Annotated in this window: 18 protein-coding genes; 9 read left to right on the plus strand and 9 right to left on the minus strand. The window is 71.4% G+C overall.

The genetic code is table 11. From position 1 onward, the window contains the following. Positions 1-80: 80 nt before the first annotated feature. Positions 81-1,184 (minus strand): sugar ABC transporter substrate-binding protein, encoded by a 1,104-nt coding sequence (locus ACZ6AA_RS07730; RefSeq protein ID WP_468482424.1) that lies wholly within the window; start codon positions 1,182-1,184, stop codon positions 81-83. Positions 1,185-1,335: 151 nt separating this feature from the next. Between ACZ6AA_RS07730 and ACZ6AA_RS07735 the strand changes: the two genes are divergently transcribed. From ACZ6AA_RS07735 to ACZ6AA_RS07750, 4 genes are all read left to right on the plus strand, one after another. Then, positions 1,336-2,052 (plus strand): FadR/GntR family transcriptional regulator, encoded by a 717-nt coding sequence (locus ACZ6AA_RS07735; protein ID WP_471457833.1) that lies wholly within the window; start codon positions 1,336-1,338, stop codon positions 2,050-2,052. A 390-nt stretch (positions 2,053-2,442) separates the two neighbouring features. Further along, positions 2,443-3,603: an alkaline phosphatase PhoX gene (locus tag ACZ6AA_RS07740; protein ID WP_471456814.1), complete on the plus strand. Its 1,161-nt coding sequence runs from the start codon at positions 2,443-2,445 to the stop codon at positions 3,601-3,603. Between the two features lie 408 nt (positions 3,604-4,011). Beyond that, positions 4,012-4,356, plus strand: coding sequence for a hypothetical protein (locus ACZ6AA_RS07745; RefSeq protein WP_468482426.1), 345 nt, complete (start codon positions 4,012-4,014; stop codon positions 4,354-4,356). Continuing rightward, the gene (locus tag ACZ6AA_RS07750) at positions 4,356-5,816 is read left to right on the plus strand and encodes a M14 family zinc carboxypeptidase (protein ID WP_471456816.1); all 1,461 of its coding nucleotides are present in this window, start codon (positions 4,356-4,358) and stop codon (positions 5,814-5,816) included. The genes ACZ6AA_RS07745 and ACZ6AA_RS07750 overlap by 1 nt, the downstream gene beginning before the upstream one ends. Positions 5,817-5,877: 61 nt before the next feature. Here ACZ6AA_RS07750 and ACZ6AA_RS07755 read toward each other — a convergent pair whose 3' ends face one another. Next, entirely contained in the window at positions 5,878-6,762 is an 885-nt protein-coding gene (locus tag ACZ6AA_RS07755) for an aldo/keto reductase (protein ID WP_471456818.1), read from the minus strand. A gap of 14 nt (positions 6,763-6,776) precedes the next feature. Next, entirely contained in the window at positions 6,777-7,718 is a 942-nt protein-coding gene (locus ACZ6AA_RS07760) for an NAD-dependent epimerase/dehydratase family protein (RefSeq protein ID WP_471456820.1), read from the minus strand. A gap of 70 nt (positions 7,719-7,788) precedes the next feature. Here ACZ6AA_RS07760 and ACZ6AA_RS07765 point away from each other — a divergent pair, with 70 nt between their 5' ends. Both ACZ6AA_RS07765 and ACZ6AA_RS07770 read left to right on the plus strand, forming a co-directional pair. Continuing rightward, positions 7,789-8,688 (plus strand): LysR family transcriptional regulator, encoded by a 900-nt coding sequence (locus ACZ6AA_RS07765; protein WP_471456822.1) that lies wholly within the window; start codon positions 7,789-7,791, stop codon positions 8,686-8,688. 130 nt (positions 8,689-8,818) lie between these two features. After that, positions 8,819-10,036, plus strand: a complete 1,218-nt coding sequence (locus ACZ6AA_RS07770; protein WP_471456824.1) for a serine hydrolase domain-containing protein — start codon at positions 8,819-8,821, stop codon at positions 10,034-10,036. A 22-nt stretch (positions 10,037-10,058) separates the two neighbouring features. Here ACZ6AA_RS07770 and ACZ6AA_RS07775 read toward each other — a convergent pair whose 3' ends face one another. Both ACZ6AA_RS07775 and ACZ6AA_RS07780 read right to left on the minus strand, forming a co-directional pair. Continuing rightward, a complete protein-coding gene (locus ACZ6AA_RS07775) occupies positions 10,059-10,820 on the minus strand; it encodes a class I SAM-dependent methyltransferase (protein WP_471456826.1) in 762 nt (253 codons plus the stop codon). 217 nt (positions 10,821-11,037) lie between these two features. After that, complete coding sequence (locus ACZ6AA_RS07780) at positions 11,038-11,340, minus strand: ArsR/SmtB family transcription factor (protein ID WP_468457768.1); 303 nt, start codon at positions 11,338-11,340, stop codon at positions 11,038-11,040. Positions 11,341-11,483: 143 nt separating this feature from the next. Here ACZ6AA_RS07780 and ACZ6AA_RS07785 point away from each other — a divergent pair, with 143 nt between their 5' ends. Then, positions 11,484-12,704, plus strand: coding sequence for an MFS transporter (locus ACZ6AA_RS07785; protein WP_471456828.1), 1,221 nt, complete (start codon positions 11,484-11,486; stop codon positions 12,702-12,704). A 40-nt stretch (positions 12,705-12,744) separates the two neighbouring features. Here the strand turns inward: ACZ6AA_RS07785 and ACZ6AA_RS07790 are convergent, their stop codons facing one another. Then, positions 12,745-13,704, minus strand: a complete 960-nt coding sequence (locus tag ACZ6AA_RS07790) for an SMP-30/gluconolactonase/LRE family protein (RefSeq protein WP_471456830.1) — start codon at positions 13,702-13,704, stop codon at positions 12,745-12,747. Between the two features lie 111 nt (positions 13,705-13,815). Here ACZ6AA_RS07790 and ACZ6AA_RS07795 point away from each other — a divergent pair, with 111 nt between their 5' ends. After that, positions 13,816-14,274: an Lrp/AsnC family transcriptional regulator gene (locus ACZ6AA_RS07795; RefSeq protein WP_468457762.1), complete on the plus strand. Its 459-nt coding sequence runs from the start codon at positions 13,816-13,818 to the stop codon at positions 14,272-14,274. Positions 14,275-14,470: 196 nt separating this feature from the next. After that, a complete protein-coding gene (locus tag ACZ6AA_RS07800) occupies positions 14,471-14,878 on the plus strand; it encodes a rodlin (protein WP_468457760.1) in 408 nt (135 codons plus the stop codon). An 84-nt stretch (positions 14,879-14,962) separates the two neighbouring features. On the opposite strand, the gene ACZ6AA_RS07805 is transcribed toward ACZ6AA_RS07800, so the two are convergent. The 3 genes from ACZ6AA_RS07805 to ACZ6AA_RS07815 all read right to left on the minus strand — a co-directional run bounded on the left by ACZ6AA_RS07805 (position 14,963) and on the right by ACZ6AA_RS07815 (position 18,042). Next, a complete protein-coding gene (locus tag ACZ6AA_RS07805; RefSeq protein ID WP_468457758.1) occupies positions 14,963-16,024 on the minus strand; it encodes an aldo/keto reductase in 1,062 nt (353 codons plus the stop codon). A 143-nt stretch (positions 16,025-16,167) separates the two neighbouring features. Beyond that, entirely contained in the window at positions 16,168-17,403 is a 1,236-nt protein-coding gene (locus ACZ6AA_RS07810; protein ID WP_471456832.1) for a GNAT family N-acetyltransferase, read from the minus strand. A gap of 162 nt (positions 17,404-17,565) precedes the next feature. Further along, a complete protein-coding gene (locus tag ACZ6AA_RS07815; protein ID WP_468457754.1) occupies positions 17,566-18,042 on the minus strand; it encodes a hypothetical protein in 477 nt (158 codons plus the stop codon). Positions 18,043-18,209: the final 167 nt, after the last annotated feature.

The raw sequence follows: 18,209 nt of genomic DNA on the forward strand, positions 1-18,209 counted from the left end.
GGCGGACGCGACCACGACCGGGGCCGCGTCCGGCTCAGACCGGGCCGATCACCCGGACGCGGACGGTGGCCGGTGACCGGTCACTGATCATCGCCGTCGTGGAACAGCCCCACGTTCTCCTTGGTCACCAGCGGCGCGGACAGCTGGTCCTCCAGCATCCCGTTGGGCAGCCGCACGATGGTCGAGCCGTGATCGGTGGGGCCGGGCTTGAACTTCTCCCCGTTCATCGCGGCCTTGATGTAGAACATGCCGTACTTCGCGTACGCGTCGGCGGGCTGCGAGACGGTCGCGTCGATCTGGCCCTTGCGGATCGCGTCGAACTCCTGCGGGATCCCGTCGTTGGACACGATCGTGATGTGCCCCTTCGTGCCCGCCTTCTTCAGCATGCCCTTCGCCTTGAGGGTCTGGAGCGTCGGCGCGAGGTAGACGCCGCCCGCCTGCATGTAGATGCCCTCGATGTCCGGGTTGGAGTTGAGAAGGGTGTCCAGCTTGGACGCGGCGGCGTCCGACTCCCACTTCGCGGGAATCTCCAGGACCTTCACCTTCGGGTACTTCTCCTTCATGCACTGCCGGAAGGCCTTGGACCGGTCCCGGCCGTTCACGGAGGCCAGGTCGCCCATGATCTGGACGACCTTCCCGCCCTTGATCTCGTCGCCGAGGTAGTCACAGGCCTTCTGGCCGTACGCGACGTTGTTCGCGCGCACCACCATCGCGACCTTGCCCTTCTCCGGCGCCACGTCCACGGCGACCACGGGCACGCCCTTGCGCTCCGCCTGGTCCAGGCCCGCGGAGATCGCGGCACTGTCGATCGGCGCGACGACCAGACCCTTCACACCCTGGTTGAGCTGGTTGTTGATGTCGGTGATCTGCTGCGCGGGATCGCTGTTGGAGTTGACGGTCTTCAGCGCGTCGACGTCCTCGGACTTCGCCATCTTCGGCACATAGTCGTTGTACGACTGCCAGAACGGCGAGGTCAGCAGCGGCAGAATCACGCCCACCTTGCCCTCACCGCCGCCCCCGCCACCGGATCCCGCGGTGTCATCCGTGCTGCCACAGGCCGAGAGCACCAAGGTGACACTGGCGCCAACTGCCGCCACGCGCACTGCCCGTGCTCTGATCCTGAGGGTTGTTCTGGCCACGTATCGGCTCCATACAAGTGTGGTGAGCGTGAGGGGTTCCGACATCCGCCGTCGGTGGCTCTGAATGTTCATCGGATCACTGGGCGGAGTCAATGGCTCAGAGGTACTGATCTTCGGCGCGATACCGGAGATTGGTCTGATCACCCTCGTGGTTAGACTCGGCCGCAAGGAACTTGGAGGAGCAGCTGTGGAAGATCTGGACGTGCGCACCGCCCCGCAGAAGGGCACAGTGACACAGCGCGCCATCGACCAGATCAAGGCGATGATCGCAGACGGGCTGCTCGGCCCGGGTCAACGACTGCCCACCGAACGGGACTTGGCCGTGCAGCTCGGCGTATCGCGCAGCTCGATGCGTGAGGCCGTCCGCGCACTGACGTTCATGGGCGTTCTGGAGGCACGGCACGGGTCAGGGGTGTACGTCACCCAGCTCGCCGCCGGCGACCTCCTGGAGTCCTTCGGTGTCGTCGCCGACCTCTCCCGGGGACCGCAGATGGTCGAACTCCTCGAAGTCCGCAAGGCGTTGGAGTCCACCGCGGCCGCCCTTGCGGCCGCCCGCATCGACGCCACCCAACTCGCCGTGGTCGAGCGGCACTTGAAGGCCATGGACAACACCGACGACGCCGAGGAGATCCTCGCCCACGACGTCGCGTTCCACCGGGCCATCAACGAGGCCGCGGGCAACGACACCATGGCGGCCGTCCTCGACGGCCTGTCCTCCCGCACCTTCCGCACCCGGGTCCGGCGGGGCTATCAGGAAGAGGGCGCCATCGAGCGCACCCGCCGCGAACACGCCCGCATCCACCGGGCGCTGGTCGCCCGGGACCCGGAGGCGGCCCGGGTGGCGGCCGCGGCCCACGTCGGCGAGGTCGAGCAGTGGCTCCGGGAGAGGCTGGCCGCGAGCCACGACGCCTGAAGCCGTCGCGGCAGCAGGCTCACTGCACGGGGCCAGCGTCCCCACCGCATGCGGAAGCAGGTCCTCACTGGATGCGGCATACAGCTGCTGGATCAGCCGGACCCGGCGGACGGCGGCCTCGGGGCAGTGCCGCTGGGACTGCGGCACGACTGGAGCAGATCGGCATCGCGGAAGCGCACGCGTACGCCGAGCGCGGACACACACGGGGGAAGGTCGTGGTCCGCGTCTGAGCTTCCCTCTTCGCAGAGTCCTGCTCACCCGTCGGACAAGAAGAGTTCGCCTGCGAGGGCCTCATCAGCGGGGTGCGGCGCCCTCTAGGTTCTCCTCGATGACCAGTCGGCAAGGTGCTCAACCCATCGTTGTCCGCCCTTCCTCGACGAAGGAGTAGATGTGGAACGTCGTACCTTCCTGCGCGGAGCCGTCATCGGGACGTCGGCCGCCGCCTTCGGCGGCACCCTCATGCACGGCGCCGCCTACGCGGCCCCGGCGCAGAACGGCCCCGGCCCCTACGGCGCGCTCGGTGCCGCCGACGCCAACGGCATCCGACTGCCCAGCGGCTTCACCAGCCGGGTCATCGCCCGCTCCACCCAGGTCGTCCCCGGCACGTCCTACACCTGGCACAACGCCCCCGACGGCGGCGCGTGTTTCGCCGACGGCGCGGGCTGGATCTATGTCTCCAACTCGGAGATCAACCCCGGCGGCGGGGCGGGCGCCGTGAAGTTCAACTCCTCGGGCACCGTCACCGGCGCCCACCGCGTCCTGTCCAACACCCGGCAGAACTGCGCGGGCGGCGCCACCCCGTGGAACACCTGGCTCTCCTGCGAGGAGGTCTCCCTCGGCTACGTCTACGAGACCGACCCGTGGGGCGTGAACGCCGCTACCCGGCGCGACGCCATGGGCCGCTTCAAACACGAGGCCGCGGCCGCCGACCCGGGCCGCCAGGCGATCTACCTCACCGAGGACGAGGGCGACGGCTGCTTCTACCGCTTCCGGCCGACGACCTGGGGCAATCTGTCCTCCGGCACGCTCCAGGTGCTGGTGGCGGGCACCGGCACTTCCGGCTCCTTCACCTGGGCCAATGCGCCGGACCCGGACGGCTCCCCCACCGCGACCCGCAACCAGGTCTCCGGCGCCAAGCGCTTCAACGGCGGCGAGGGCTGCCACTACGCGGGCGACACCGTCTGGTTCACCACCAAGGGCGACAACCGCGTCTGGCAGCTCAACCTCACGAACAGCACCTACGAGCTGGCCTACGACGACAACCTGGTCAACCCCGGCCCCGCCCCGCTGACCGGCGTCGACAACGTCACCGGTTCCTCCTCCGGCGACCTGTTCATCGCCGAGGACGGCGGCAATATGGAGATCTGCGTCATCACCCCGGACGACATCGTCGCGCCGTTCCTGCGGATCAACGGCCAGTCCGGCTCGGAGATCACCGGCCCGGCGTTCTCGCCCAACGGGTCCCGCCTGTACTTCTCCAGTCAGCGCGGCACTTCGGGAAGCTCGTCGGGCGGCATCACGTACGAGGTCACCGGGCCCTTCCGCACCTGACCTTCGTACAGCGGCACTTGAACATCCCGGGGCCGCCCCGGAACAACGGCGGCAGCCCCGGAGGCCGGTCCTGCTGGAGCAGGCCGGGCATCGCAGCGGTGATCGCGATCGGGATCCGGTCGCTCCTGGCGTACCGCCTGGTCCTGTCCCGCGGGACGCCGGACCCGTGGGAGAGGTGCGGGGACTGAGCGCGGGCCGGAGACGGTAACCACCGCTTGTGGCAACGGCGTTGACAGCCGATCTGGGCTGTTCCATCGTCGATGGCGGTGGATTGTCGGATTTTACCGGCCCCGCCGGGCCCGGTGGGCACGATGACCGGCCCGGCGGGGCCGGTCACTCCGGTCCGGGCCGCCCCGACCGGTCAGGGGAACCGCGTCCCCGTCCGGCCGTCCCCGTGAGGAGACGGACATGAGCGAGCCATCCGGACGCGCACAGCGACCTCCGTCCCGGGGCGCCGGGGGCGAGGACCCGGCGGTGCGTTTCGACGCCACGGTCCACCCCGGAGCGGCGAACCGCGACCTTCGCGGCGTCGCCGATCTGGACCTGGACCGGATCCCCGACCCGGAGGGCGCGGTCCGGGTGCTCGTCAGCACCGACGAGTGCCGTCGACTGCTGGAGAGCGGCTACGAAGTCCGTCTGCACGCCCCGGTGCCCGTGCGCCCCCTGCCCGCCGAGCTGATCGAGCAGGACGACGCGGTCAGGGCCTGGCTGGACGAGCGGCTCCAGGGCATCCGGCGGGCGGGGGGTGCGTGATGTACCGCACGGTCTCCCAGCTCGACACGGTGATCGCCCAGCTCGCCACGTCGTTCCCGCAGCTGTGCACGAGGACCCAGCTGCCCGAGCCCTCCCTCCAGGGGCGCCCCGTGTTCGCCCTGCGGCTGCGCGGCGGCCCGGGCGGAAACCGCCGCGGTGTCCTGTTCGTGGGCGGCACCCACGCGCGCGAACTGATGAACCCCGACGCCCTGGTGGAACTCGCCGTCGACCTCGTCACGAGCTACCTGAACGGCACTCCCGTGGTGTACGGCGGCCGGACCTGGACCGCCCTGGACGTCAAGCTCGTCCTGGAGAGCCTCGACGTGTGGATCGTGCCCTGCGTCAACCCCGACGGGCGCCACCGGGTCATGACCGTCGACAACATGTGGCGCGGCAACCTCCGTGACAACCCGGGGACCACGTGCGACGGGGTCGACCTCAATCGCAACGCGGACTTCGTCTGGGGCGTGACGGAGGGGCAGACCTCGTGCAACCCCTGCAGCGAGGTCTTCGTCGGGTCCGGCGCGTTCTCCGAACCGGAGACCCGCAACGTCAAGCACCTGCTCGACACCCGGCAGATCCTCACGTTCGCCGACGTGCACTCGTTCTCGGAGCTCGTCCTCTATCCATGGGGCCACGCCCACAGCCAGACCGACGACCCGGCCCAGCGCTTCACCGGCCTGCCCACCGGAACCTGCGCGCCCCTCGGCACCCCGGGCTACCGCGAGTACATCACCGCCCGGGACCAGCTCCGCTTCACGACGGTCGCGCAACGCGTCGTCGAGGCGATCGCGGCGGTGCGCGGCCGGGCGTACACCCCTCAGACGGGCCGGGCTCTGTACGCCACCACCGGCACCCAGAGCGACTACGTCTACAGCAGGCACATCGCGAATCCCGCGCTGCACAAGACATACGGCTTCACCCTGGAGACGGGCCCGCGGGTCGCCACCGTCGAGGACTCCTTCCATCCGCGGGACCCCACCCTCATCAAGCGTGACGCCAAAGCGGGCGTCCTCGCCCTCGCCCAGCAGAGCGTCTGCGCCTTCGACCTGATCGGAGTGCGACTGCTGGGACGCCAGGCCGAGGTGGACGCGCTGCGCCGGGTCCGCGACGAACAGCTCTCGACCACCGAGGCCGGGCGGGAGTGGATCACTCTCATCGAGCGGGTCGAACTGCCCGTCGCTTCCGTGCTGTTGGCCGACGAGCGCCTGGCGGGCCGGGCCGCCGCCATGATCGAACGCGCGGGAAAGCTGGTCGCGGACGAGAAGCTCGTGGTGACCGACGAGGACGTCGACCAGGGTCTCGCTCTCCTGAACGAACTCGCCGAGCGGGCCGGGGCGAAGGACGAGCAGGTGCGCGTCGATCTGAAGGCGGTCGGTGTGACCCTCGACCGCGCGCGGAGGCGGCCGTCGGCCGAGGTGGTGAGGGAAATGATGGAGAGGGGTCCGCGGTCGGAGTGACGGGGCTCGGGACGACAGCGCCGAGCGGCCGCGCGAGACCGCTCGGCGCCCGTACGGGATGTCAGCCCGGCAGCACCTCGCCCAAGCACCTCAACTCCTCCTCGCTCAACGTGAGTTCCGCGGCCCGCGCCGAGTCGGCGATCGAGGTCGGGCGGCTGGCTCCCGGCACCGGGATCATCGCCGGGGAGCGGCTCAGGAGCCACGCCAGGGCGATCTGCTGCGGGCTGACGCCGCGCGCGGCCGCGACGCGGTGGAAGGTGGTGCCGACGGAGGACGGGCCGGAGGGGCCGTCGAGGGAGCTGCGGGAGATGCCGCCGAGCGGGCTCCAGGGCAGGAACGCGAGGCCCAGTTCGGTGCTCAGGCGCAGTTCGGGCTCGCTGTCCCGGACCGCGGGCGAGTACTGGTTCTGTACGGAGACGAGTCCGTCCCCGAGGATCTGACGCGCCTCGCGGATCTGGCCGACGGTCACGTTCGAGATGCCGGCGGCGCGGATGGTGCCTGCGTCGAGCAGGTCGCGCAGGGCGCCGACGGACTCCTCCCAGGGCACGGCGGGGTCCGGCTTGTGCAACTGGTACAGGCCGATCGCGTCGACGCCGAGGCGCTTGGCGGAGGCCTCGGCGGCGCGCTTGAGATGGGCCGGGGTGCCGGTCACGGTCCAGCTGCCGTCTCCGGGGCGTCCGCGGCCGCCCTTGGTCGCGATCAGGACGGCGGAGGTGTCGCCGCCGTAGCGGGCCAGGGCGCGGGCGACGAGGAGTTCGTTGTGGCCCACCTCGTCGGCGTGCCAGTGGTAGCTGTCGGCGGTGTCGATGAACGTGACACCGGCGTCGAGGGCGGCGTGGACGGTGGCGATGGCCCGCGCCTCGTCGGGGCGGTGCTCGATGGACAGGGGCATGGCGCCGAGGCCGATGGCGCTGACGGCGGTGTCTCCGATGGAGCGGTGTCGCATGGCGTTTCGGTTCCTCAGACAGTGGGGGCGGCGGACGCGGTGAGGGCTTCGGCGACGGCGCCGGGGAGCCAGTCGGTCGTACGGGAGAAGGCGAAGCCCAGGTGTTTCGCGCGGGAGTTGCTCATGGCGTAGTGGCGGTCGAAGGAGAACGGCGAGGCGGTCGCGCCCGCCGCGACGGTCTCCTGGACGGGCTCGCGGCCGGTCCGCGCGGCGACGATCGCGGCCAGGTCGTGCACGTCGAGCAGCCCGTCGGAGCAGGCGTTGACCGGACCGGTGGCATCGGTGGCGGTGGCCGCCCACAGCAGCAGGTCCGCCAGTTCCTCGTGGTGGATGAACACCGTCGGCAGCGCGTCGGCGTGCACGGCGATCGTGTCGCCTCGGGCGATGCGCTCGGTGTAGTACGCCAGGCGGCCGGTGAACTCCTGCCTGCCGCCGCCCAGGACGTGCGCGCTGCGGACGGCGGTGAACGCGAAGCCGCCCTCCCGGGTGAGGACGGCCTCCGCCTGGCGCTTGCCCTCTGCGTAGTGGGCCTCCAGGTACGCCCGGTCGTGCCAGGGCAGGTCCATGGCCACCTGCCAGGCGCGCGGGTCGACGTTCCCCTCCGGCACCGGGGTGCCCGTGGGCACCGTCGGCAGCGCGGCGGTCGCCGGGTCGTAGACCTCTATCGTGGAGGTCATGACGTAGCGCCGGGTGCGGTCGGCGAAGGCGCGGGCGGCGATGGCGGCCTGTACGGGGGTGTAGCAGACCTGGTCGACGACCGTGTCGAAGGTGCGGGAGCCGAGCGCGGCGACCAGGGCGGCCTCGTCGTCGCGGTCGACGACGAGGTGCTCGACCCCGGCGGGCGGCCGGGTGGAGCCGCGGTTGATCACGGTGACCTGATGGCCGCCCGCCAGCAGGCGCTCGACCAGGAGCTTTCCGAAGTAGCGGCTTCCGCCAATGACGCAGATCCTTTGCATGCCTCCACTCTGGGCACCTACTGTCGTCAGCAGAAGTGGTGGCTTACTGGAATCGCTTTAAGGAAAACTGTTGATCGATGTGCAGCGGCTCCGGGTCCTGCGGGCGGTGGCGGACCACGGCAGCTTCAGCAAGGCCGCCGCGGCTCTCCGCCTCACCCCCTCCGCCGTCTCCCAGCACGTGGCGGTCCTCGAACGCAGCCTCGGCGCCCAGGTCGTGGCGCGCAGCACGCGCGGGGTCACCCTCACGCAGGCGGGTCAGATCATGGTCGGGGCCGCCGAGTCCGTCGCGGCCGAGCTGGCCCAGGCGAAGCAGCAGGTCGAGCGGCTCAGCACGGGCCGCGTCCAGCTCACCGTCGCCACCTTCGGCAGCGGCGGCAGGCACCTGCTGCCCGGCGCGCTCCCCCGGCTGATGGCGGCCGACCCCCACACCCAGCTCCACATCAGGGAGGGCGAGCCCGAGGTCACCCTGCCCCTGGTCCGCCAGGGCGCCGTCGACATCGCGGTCGCCTACCACTTCGACGGCCCGCTGCCCCTCGGACCGAGCCCGGCCGGCCTGCGGTGGACGCCGCTCATGGAGGATCCCCTGCACGTCGTCCTGCCCGAAGGCCACCGCCTCGCCGATCGCGCGTCGGTCGACATCAGCGAACTCGCGTCGGAGCCCTGGGTGCTCGGCTGCCTCAAGACCGAGGCACATCTGCGCCGTCACGCCGAGCAGGCGGGCTTCGCACCGGACGTGCGCGGGACCACCACCGACTACTTCTTCGCCCGCTCGCTCGTCGCCGCGGGCCTGGGCATCTCCCTGATCCCTTCCATCGCGCTCGTCCCTTCGGTGCCGGGTCTGCGCACCGTCCCGGTCAGGCCACCGGCTCCGGCCCGGTACATCGGCGTCGCCACGCTCGACCGCCGTCACGACCGCCCGCACCTCACGACGTTCATCGAGGCACTCCGCGAGCAGGCCGACTGGGGTTAACCCCAGCACCGATCCGGATGGTCACCTCATCGCCTCGGCTCCGCCCAGGCGACATCGTGGGACGGCGGGCACGGGGAGCGCGCACCGCACTCCTTCCGCGAGGGCCCGCACGACGACCAAGGGAGCACAAGTGATCGGACACAGGCGTGCGTTGCGAGGCTCCATCACCCTGGCCGTGGCGGTCGGTGTCGCGATGGGCACGCTGACGGCAGGCGACCTCCCCGGGCGGGACGCCACCGCCGCGCCGCTCGCCGCGGCCGGGTCCGCCGCCCGCGCCGACACCTCTACCGCCGCCAGCACTGCCACCACCGCCGACCACGCTCGGCTCCGTGCGCTCCTGCGTCGGCTCACCACGGTCGACGGCGGCCCCGGGGCGCTCGTCGCCCTGCGCGACCGGCGCGGCAGCACGGTGCTGACCAGCGGTGTCGCGGACGTCAAGAGCCACGCCCCGGTGCGGGGCGACAGCAGATTCCGAATCGGCAGCATGACCAAGACGTTCGTGGCGACGGTCATGCTCCAACTGGTCGGAGAGCGGCGCGTGGTCCTCGACGCGCCGGTGGAGCGCTACCTTCCCGGTGTCGTACGCGGACACGGCAACGACGGCCGCCACATGACGGTCCGTCAACTCCTCCAGCACACCAGCGGCGTACCCGACATCCTCGACCACCTGAAGCCGCAGGAGATCATCAAGAACCCGCTCGCCCACCACGACACACGCGACCTCGTGAACACCGCGCTCGCCCACCCCCCGACCTTCAAACCGGGCACGGGCTGGCGCTACTCCAGTACGGGCTATCTCCTGGCAGGCATGATCATCGAGAGGGTCACCGGCCATTCGTACGGCGAGGAGATCCGGCGGCGCGTCATCAAGCCGCTCGGCCTGCGCGAGACCCTTGTGCCGGGGGACGCGTCGGCGATTCCCGGGCCGCACCCGCGCGGGTACGTGCGGCCGGGCGAGAACGCGCCGCTCATCGACCTCACCGCGATCAACCCCTCGGTCGCGGGGGCGGGCGGCGAGATGATCTCCAGCGGCGCCGACGTCAACCGGTTCCTGGGCGCGCTCCTGCGCGGCAGGCTGCTCCGCCCGGCCCAGCTCCGGGAGATGACGCGGACGCGCCCGACCGGCAACCCGGACGGCCGGGCGTACGGCCTCGGCCTGGAGAGCAGGCCCCTGCCCTGCGGCGGCCTCTACTGGGGGCACAGCGGCGACATCTTCGGCTACGAGACGGTGGCCGGGGCCACGTTCGGCGGCAGGCAGGCGACGGTCATGGTGAACGTCGACCCGGGCGGTACGGACGCGCAGAGCGACGACATGAAGGCCGCCGTCCAGACGGCGCTCTGCAAGTAGGAGGGCCCGCCCCGGTCGCCCGCTACTCGGCCTGACCGGGCGCCCCCGGCACCTCCAGGACGAAGAGCAGGAAGCTCATCTTGGTCGAGAGGCTCGGGAAGTCGTCGGGGTACAGCTCGCGGGCGGCCGGATCGGGCTTCGGCTCGCTGAGGGCGGCCAGGCGGAACCCGGCCGCGGTGAACGCGTCGGTCATCGCGTGCAGCGGCCTGCGCCAGAAGGCCAACAGGGCGGGCCGCCCCAACAGGCCGGTCCAGTCCGCGGTGTAGCTGGTGGTCGCGGAGTAGTCGGGCCGGGGGTCCTGGATCGCGTAGTCCACGAAGGGATGCGACACCGACACGATCAGGCGGCCGCCGGGCCTGAGCACGCGCCGCATCTCGGCCAGCGTCGGCCCCCAGTCCTCCAGGTAGTGCAGCACCAGCGAAGCGAGGACATCGTCGAACGCACCGTCGGCGAACGGCAGCGGGTCCCTCAGGTCGGCCACGCGCAGGTCCGCGTCGGCACCGAGGCGCCGCCGCGCCAGCTCCACCATCCCGGCGCTGGCGTCGACGCCGGTGACGGCCGCGCCCCGCTCGCGCAGCGCGGCGAACAGCGGGCCCGAGCCGCAACCGGCGTCGAGGATCCGGCGGTCGGCCACGTCCCCGGCGAGGGACAGCATCGCGGGCCGCTCGCAGTAGGCGTTCAGGAGGCTGGTCTCACTGAGGGCCGCGTACGCCTCGGCGAAGCTGTCGTAGTCGTTCGCCCGAGCCGGAGGCGTGGGCTGGGCAGGGCTTTCGGCGGTGGGCACGCTGGGGTCTCCGTCGTGTCGTCTCGGCAGGGCGCGTCGGCGTCACACCGGTCCCGGCAGAGCGCACTGGCATCGCACCGGTCCCGGTAGGGCGCACTGACTCACACCGGTCCCGGCATGGCGCGCCGACATCGTCCTGATGATCGACGCCGATTCGCTCCACGCCGGTTCCCGGGACCGTCGCCCCGGAGCGCGCCGAGACCGCCGGGAACGCGCGTCAGTCCGGCCGGACCTGCGTGAGCACGGCGTCGAGCAGGCCGGGGAAGCGGTCGTTCAAGTCGTCGCGGCGCAGGCTGACGTACCGCGACCGGCCTTCCACCGTGGTCCAGGTGAGTCCGGCCTCGCGGAGCACCCGGTAGTGGTGGGACATCGTCGTCTGGTGGACGTCGATGGTCTCGCTGATGCCCGAGCAGCTCTCGCGGCCGCTGTCGGCAAGGCGGCCCAGGATCGCGAGCCGGACCGGATCCGCCAGCGCGTGGAGGATCTCAACGAGCTTGATCTCGTCCTTCGTTGGCTGCATCAACGCACGCATGACCGACCTGTCCGTAGCTTCACGGCTACCAGGCTAGCCCACACATTGATACATGGACAAGCATCCATGCATTGGCTACGTTGTGCCGCGTCGAACCGCCCCGACGCACCGTGCAGCGGAATGGATGGCCCATGTACAAACGCCTGTTGCCCCTCGCCCTGGCGACGTTCGCCGTCGGCACCGACGGCTTCGTGATCGCCGGACTGCTCCCCGCCATCGCCGACGACCTGGACGTCAGCGTTCCCACGGCCGGGCAGCTCGTCACCGTCTTCGCGCTGACCCTCGCGGTCGCCGCCCCGGTCCTCGGCTGGGCGACCAGCGCCCTGGACCGGCGTGCCGCCCTGCTCCTGGCCCTCGGCGTCTTCGTCGTCGGCAACGCCGCCACGGCCCTCGCGACCTCGTACGGCGCCGTCATGACCGCCCGCGTCGTGACCGCGGCCGGGGCCGGGATCATCTCCTCCACGGCCTCCAGCGCCGCGGCGGCCGTCACGCCGCCGGAACGCCGGGGCCGGGCCCTCGCGTTCGTGCTCGGCGGGCTGACGCTCTCCAGCGCGATCGGCCTCCCGCTCGGCACCCTCATCGGGCGCGGCGACTGGCATCTGACGCTGTGGGCCGTGGCCGCGCTCGGAGCCGTGGCCGCGCTCGGCATCGCGTTCGGCATCCCGCGGATCACGCTGCCCGCCGCCACGTTCCGGGCGCGGCTCGCTCCCCTCAAGGACCGGTGGGTGCTCGGGGTCCTCGGCGTCACCATGCTCGCCCTCACCGGGACCTACCTGCTCTACACCTACATCGCGGCCGCGCTGGCCGAGGTGACGGACGGCTCCGAGGCCACGCTCACCGCGGTGCTCTTCGTGTTCGGGCTCGGGGTCCTGGGCGGCAACCTGCTCGCGGGACGGCTCTCCGACCGCCACCGGCCCGAACGGGTCCTGCTCGGGAGCCTCGCCGCCGGGGTCGTCGTGCTGGCCACCGGCCGCGCGGCCGTGGAGACCCTCGGCACCGCCTTCGTGTGGACGGCGGCGCTGGGCCTGTGCGCGGGCATCCCTGTGGTCCCGCAGCAGCACCGACTCATCGCCCACGCCCCGGCGGCCACACCGGTGCTCCTCGGCCTCAACGCCTCGGCGATCTACGTCGGCGTAGCCCTGGGCGGAGCGCTCGGCGGCCTCGCACAGCAGTCGATCTCCCCCGTGTGGCTCGGCATACCGGCTGCGGGCGTCACCGCCCTGGGGCTCCTGCTCGCCCTGGCGAGCACGCGTGGGACCGGCGGGAAGCGCCCGGCCGGGCAGGACGGCTCGGAGCAGGGCGCCACCGCGACGGCGACGACGGACCGCGGCCAGACCATCTCCTCCGACTGAGCCCGGTCGTGCGGGCCCGGGACCTGGCCGCCGCAGCGGCTCACCGGGGCTCCGCGTCGAGCCATGGGCGGCGCCCCGGTCCGGTGGGGTGGATGCCGGTGACGCCCATGACCACCGAGTAGAGGCTGGTCTCCGCCGTGATGAAGAGGCGGTTGCGCTTGGCACCGCCCCAGGAGATGTTGGCGACCGCCTCGGGGACGTTCAGCCGCCCGATCAGGGTGCCGTCGGGGTCGTAGCAGTGCACGCCGTCGCCCATCGCGGCGGCCCACAGGCGGCCGGAGTCGTCGAAGCGGAGGTTGTCGAAGCGGGCGGCCTCGCGCGTGGCGGCCGTGGCGAAGACCTCGCCGTCCGACAGCGTGCCGTCGTCGCGTACGTCGAAGACCCGGATGAAGCCCGCCCGGGTGTCGGAGACGTACAGGCGCCGCTCGTCCGCCGAGAACACCAGGCCGTTGGGGGCGCCGAAGCAGTCGGCGACCAGCCGCACTTCGCCCGTGTCCGGATCGACGCGGTAGACGTTGTTGGCGCCGATCTCGCTCTGCGCGCGGTACCCCTCGTAGTCACTGGTGATGCCGAAGTCCGGGTCGGAGAACCAGAGGGAGCCGTCGGACTTCACCGTGGCGTCGTTCGGGCTGTTCAGCCGCTTGCCCTGCCAGCGGTCGGCGAGGACCGTGAGGGTGCCGTCGTGCTCGGTCCGGGTCACCCGCCGGTTCCCCTGCTCACAGGTGATCAGGCGGCCCTCGCGGTCGAGTGTGTTGCCGTTGGTGTGCCCGGCGGCCGGGCGGAAGACGCTGACCGCACCGGTCTCCTCGTCCCACCGCAGCATGCGGTCGTTGGGGATGTCGCTCCAGATCACCTGCCGCCAGGCGGGCACGTACAGGGGCCCCTCGGCCCAGCGGCAGCCGGTGTACAGGACCTCCAGTCCGTCATCGCCGTTCATGCACCGCCCGGTACGGAACCGGTCGTCGAACATCTCGTACAACGCGGGGCGCTCGCTGTTCATGGCGCCTCCCCCTTCCACGGTGACCCTCAGAGGAACCGAAGCATCTTCGGCTCTGAGAATAGATCGCAAGATGTCGTATGGTCATCAGGAATCTTCAATGGATGGAGTGCCATGGATCACGTTGACCGCACGCTGCTGGAGCGGCTTCAGCAGGACGCCACCCAGTCCTACGCCGCCCTGGGCCAAGCCGTGGGCCTCTCCGCCGGTGCCGCCCACGAACGGGTACGGAAACTGCGCGAGCGCGGTGTGATCCGGCGCACCGCGGCCGAGGTGGACCCGGCGGCGGTCGGCGGCGGCGTACTGGCGTACGTGACGGTCGACTCGACCTCCTGGATGGGCGACGCCGCGGAGAGCTTCGCCGCGCTCCCCGAGGTCCTGGAGGCGCACATCATCGCGGGCAGCGCGTCCGTGCTCGTGAAGGTCAGGACCGCGACCACGCAGCAACTGCAGGACGTGCTGCGGCGGTTGTACGCCATCGACGGGGTCAGCGGTACGCAGGCGACGGTGGTCCTTGAAACGTTCTTCGAGCGCCCGGTGTCACCCCTGACCGCGGCCGCCGATCAGGACTGAGCCAGGCAACGGGAGGCTCCGGTCGGCCCGACGTCCGCCTCCGGGCGCCGTCAGCCGTTCGGCCTCATCACATGGGGTGACTTCCGTCAGCCTCGCTCCGCCGACACTCTACCAATGGGCGAATATCCCCCAACACGGGGCATCGGAGGATGTATTGATTCATGTCTCCCTGACCAAAGCTCTGCACTGGAGTGACATGCACATCCGTAACCTCCCCTACGCCTTCAGCGTCGCCGCCCTCGCCCTCACCGGGGCCACCGGGAGCGCCGCCGCCATCGGCAACGACGAGGGCACCTCCAGCCTCAGCGGCAACGGTGCCGAGCAGGCCTTCGGCAACAACGTCACCAAGGGGGACCTGAGCGCGCAGGGAGCCGCGGTTCAGGGCTCGTTGAACAAGCTCTGCCTCGGCGTGCCCGTGAAGGCGAACGTGGGCTCCATCGTCGGCCTCCTCGTCCCGGTCGCCGTCCAGGACATCCCGGTCCTCTCGGCCCCGCAGAACCAGCAGTGCGCCGAGAACTCCACGCAGGGCAAGGGCGACGAACCCGGGTCGCACCTCCTCGAGGACATCTCCGCCGTCTCCGGCAACGGCGCGAACAACCACTGAACCGAACGTCCTGCGGGCCGCGTCGCGCGGCCCGCAGGACGTTGCCCGGGGCCGCGGAGGTGCGGCTCGGGGTCCGGCCGGGTATCAGCGGCGGCTTTCGACCCTCATGTCGCCGTGCAGCAGCGTCCGGACGAAGTCGCTCGCGAGCGTGGTGTGCGGGAAGCCCAGTTCGATCGCGCCGGCCTCGTCGAGGCGGGCCAGTTGGGCGGCGGTGAAGTCGACCTCCAGGGCGCCGAGGTTGTCCTCCAGTTGGGCGGGCGTGCGGGCGCCGACGACCGGGGCCGTCACGGCCGGGTTCTGCAGGGTCCAGGCAAGGCCGACCTGTGCGGGTGTGCGGCCCAGCTCGGCGGCGACCTCCTTCACGACGTCCACGATCGCGAGATTGCGTTCGCTGAGCGCGCCGCCCGCGAGGGTGACGCTCCTGCGGGTGCCGTCGGCGACGGCGTCCGTCGCGGTCAGGTCCTCGCGGCTGTACTTGCCGGTGAGCACCCCACCGGCCAGCGGTGACCACGGGGCCACTCCGAGCCCCAGCTCGCGCGCCATGGGGATCAGGTCGCGTTCCCCGGCCCGCTCGATCAGGCTGTACTCGATCTGCAGCGCGACCAGCGGCGACCAGCCGCGCAGGTCGGCGACCGTCTGCATGCGCGCCACCTGCCAGGCCGGGGCGTTGGAGATCGCGACGTACAGGACCTTGCCCTGACGGACCAGGTCGTCCATGCCGCGCAGGATCTCCTCGACCGGTGTCGTGGCGTCCCACAGGTGCAGGTAGAGCAGATCGAGGTAGTCCGTCCGCAGCCGTCGCAGACTGGTCTCCACCGACGCGAACAGGTTCTTGCGGTGGCTGCCCCCGGAGTTGGGGTCGCCGGGCCGTCGCAGCGTCGAGTACTTCGTCGCAAGCACCAGGCTCTCGCGGCGCCCCTGGGCGAACTCCCCCAGCAGACGCTCGGAGCTGCCCTCGGTGTAGGTGCTCGCGGTGTCGATGAAGTTGCCGCCGCGCTCGACGTAGAGGTCGAACAGCTTGCGGGCCTCGTCCTGCTCGGCGCCCCAGCCCCACTCGGTGCCGAAGGTCGCCGCGCCCAGCGCCAGCGGTGAGACCCGCAGCCCGGAGCGGCCGAGGAGCCGGTAGGTGTCGAGGGTGAGCGGCATCGTGTCCTCCTGTGCTTGATCCGTTGCCGGGGACAAGCCTGTGACGGCCGCGGGCCGGGGGTAAGGGAGAGAAGTTCCTGGGACCGCCGGTCCTACCCTCGCCGCGTGGCGCCGGGGCGGATACGGGGTCGTCGCGTGCGCGGTCAGAACCAGTGCAGGCAGTACGGGGCGCGGTCGCCGCGGAAGAGGGCGTCCGCGAGGGTGGCCGCGCCCGGGCGGTGGGCGCGGATGTGTCCGGCGCGCACGAGCGTGCTCGGAGCGGTGCCGCCGAGGTAGACCGAGGCCAGGTCGCTCACGTCCAGGGACAGGTCGGGCTCCCGGTCCGTCGGGACGCAGTCGGCCTTGCCGTCCTGGACGGTCAGCACGTAGCGGCTCCGCTCGCCGAGGAAGGGGTCGTCGACGTCGAGGACCAGCTCGCCGTCCACGAACCAACCGCGGGTGGTGAGCGCGCGCGGGACGTCCAGGAGCCGGACCCAGAGTCCGTCGGTGTCGTCGGTCACCTGACCGGCCCGGAAGTCCGCGAGCTGCCAGCGCACCGGGTGCTCGGGAGGGCAGCGCTTGAACACGACCTGGGTGATCAGGTCGTGTCCGAGCACGAACCGGGCCAGGGCCGTGGCGGCGGTGTCGTCGACGGCGATGGTCTCGTCGACCGTCAAGGTGGTGTCGGGGTCGCCGAGCGCGTAGCTGGCGTAGCCGTCCGGTACGCCGTCGGCGTCGCGGTGGACGGCGACGTAGCGCGGCGCCGGGGAGACCGGGGGCTGCCCCGCGCCCAGGGCCCACCAGCGGTGCGGCCGGGACAGGGCGCCGGGCTGAGCGCGGCGGTACCGGTCGTAGACCTCTTCGAGGATCTCGCCGCACTCGGTGCGCCGCAGCACCTCGACCGAGCCGGTGTCCGTGCCGGTCGCCGGGGCGTCGGCCGCTCCGTGCGCCCGGGGCCGGGCGAGAGCGGCCTTGTGGCGCGGCACCGTCAGCCGCTGCGTGCGGGTCGCCGGTCCGTACCCGAACCTGCGATAGATCATGGCCTCGGACGCGAGGAGCACGGAGAGGAACTCGCCCCGGGCCCGCAGCTCGGTGAGCTGGTGCCGCATCATCGCGCTGAGGACGCCCTGACGCCGGTGCGATGGCAGGACGCCGACGCCGGTGACCCCGGCGGCCGGGGCGATGATCTCACCGGGCAGGGTGAGTTCGAAGGTGTACGCGGCGGCGGTGCCGACGGGGCGCCCGTCCGCCGCGACGGCGAACAGGCCGCGGTCCATCTCGAGCGCCGCCCACCAGACCCCGCCACCGTCGGTCGGGGTCTCCGGAAACCGCCCGAACGCGGTGAGCATGGTGTCGACGAAGACGTCGAAGTCCTGGTCGGTCGTGGGACGGATGTCCATGGCTGCGGCTGCCTTCCGGGGATACGCGCACCACGGCTCGTGGTGTCGCGCATCAGTGCAACGTCGCCCCGGGGCCGGGTCAATCGAATTACGGCCGGGCGGGCGTGAACGCCGTCCGCCCGGCCGCACCAGTACAGCCCCGGCCCGTTGCGCCCCGTCCCGTCAGGACGGGCGTTCCCGGTAGTACACCGACCAGTCGCTCGGCGGGTACGTGGCCTCCGGGGCGGAGAGGGCCACGTCCACCGCGAGCCCGATGTCGTCGGTGAAGAAGTCGTCGAGATCACGGATCATCTCGAGGCCCCGCACGGTGCCCTCACCCAGCGGTCGCTTCATGCGGTCCACCCCGGAGGGAACGCCCACCGGCTTCCGACGGGCCATCGACACCGCGTGGTCGGCCCGCTTGTCCAGGCCGAACGCGATGTATCCGGCGCCCAGAGCGAGATACTTGAGCGCGTCCTGCACACCGCGGGAGAGTTCACCGATCCCGTGCATGGTCTGCATGGGGCTGCCCGCGGAGCTTTCCCCGTACGGTGCGGGGCCGTGCAGTTCCTCCAGTCGTCTCCGCTCGCCCTCGAACAGCTCCAGAGCCTCGTTCAGCGCCCGGCCCACACGGCTGAGTTCGCCCAGGTCATGGATCATGCGATGCGCCCTTCCCGTCAACTGCCGCGACTCTACGACCGACTGCGGTGCCCCGCGGGCCGTCGCGCACAGCAGACCGGTTGTAGTGAGGAACTGCCCGCAAACGGAACCGCGGTTGATCCGCTGTGCGTCTCGGTCCCGGAAACCTGCTGCCGCTCTGGAGCACA

Source organism: Streptomyces sp. NPDC040610 (assembly GCF_055594065.1).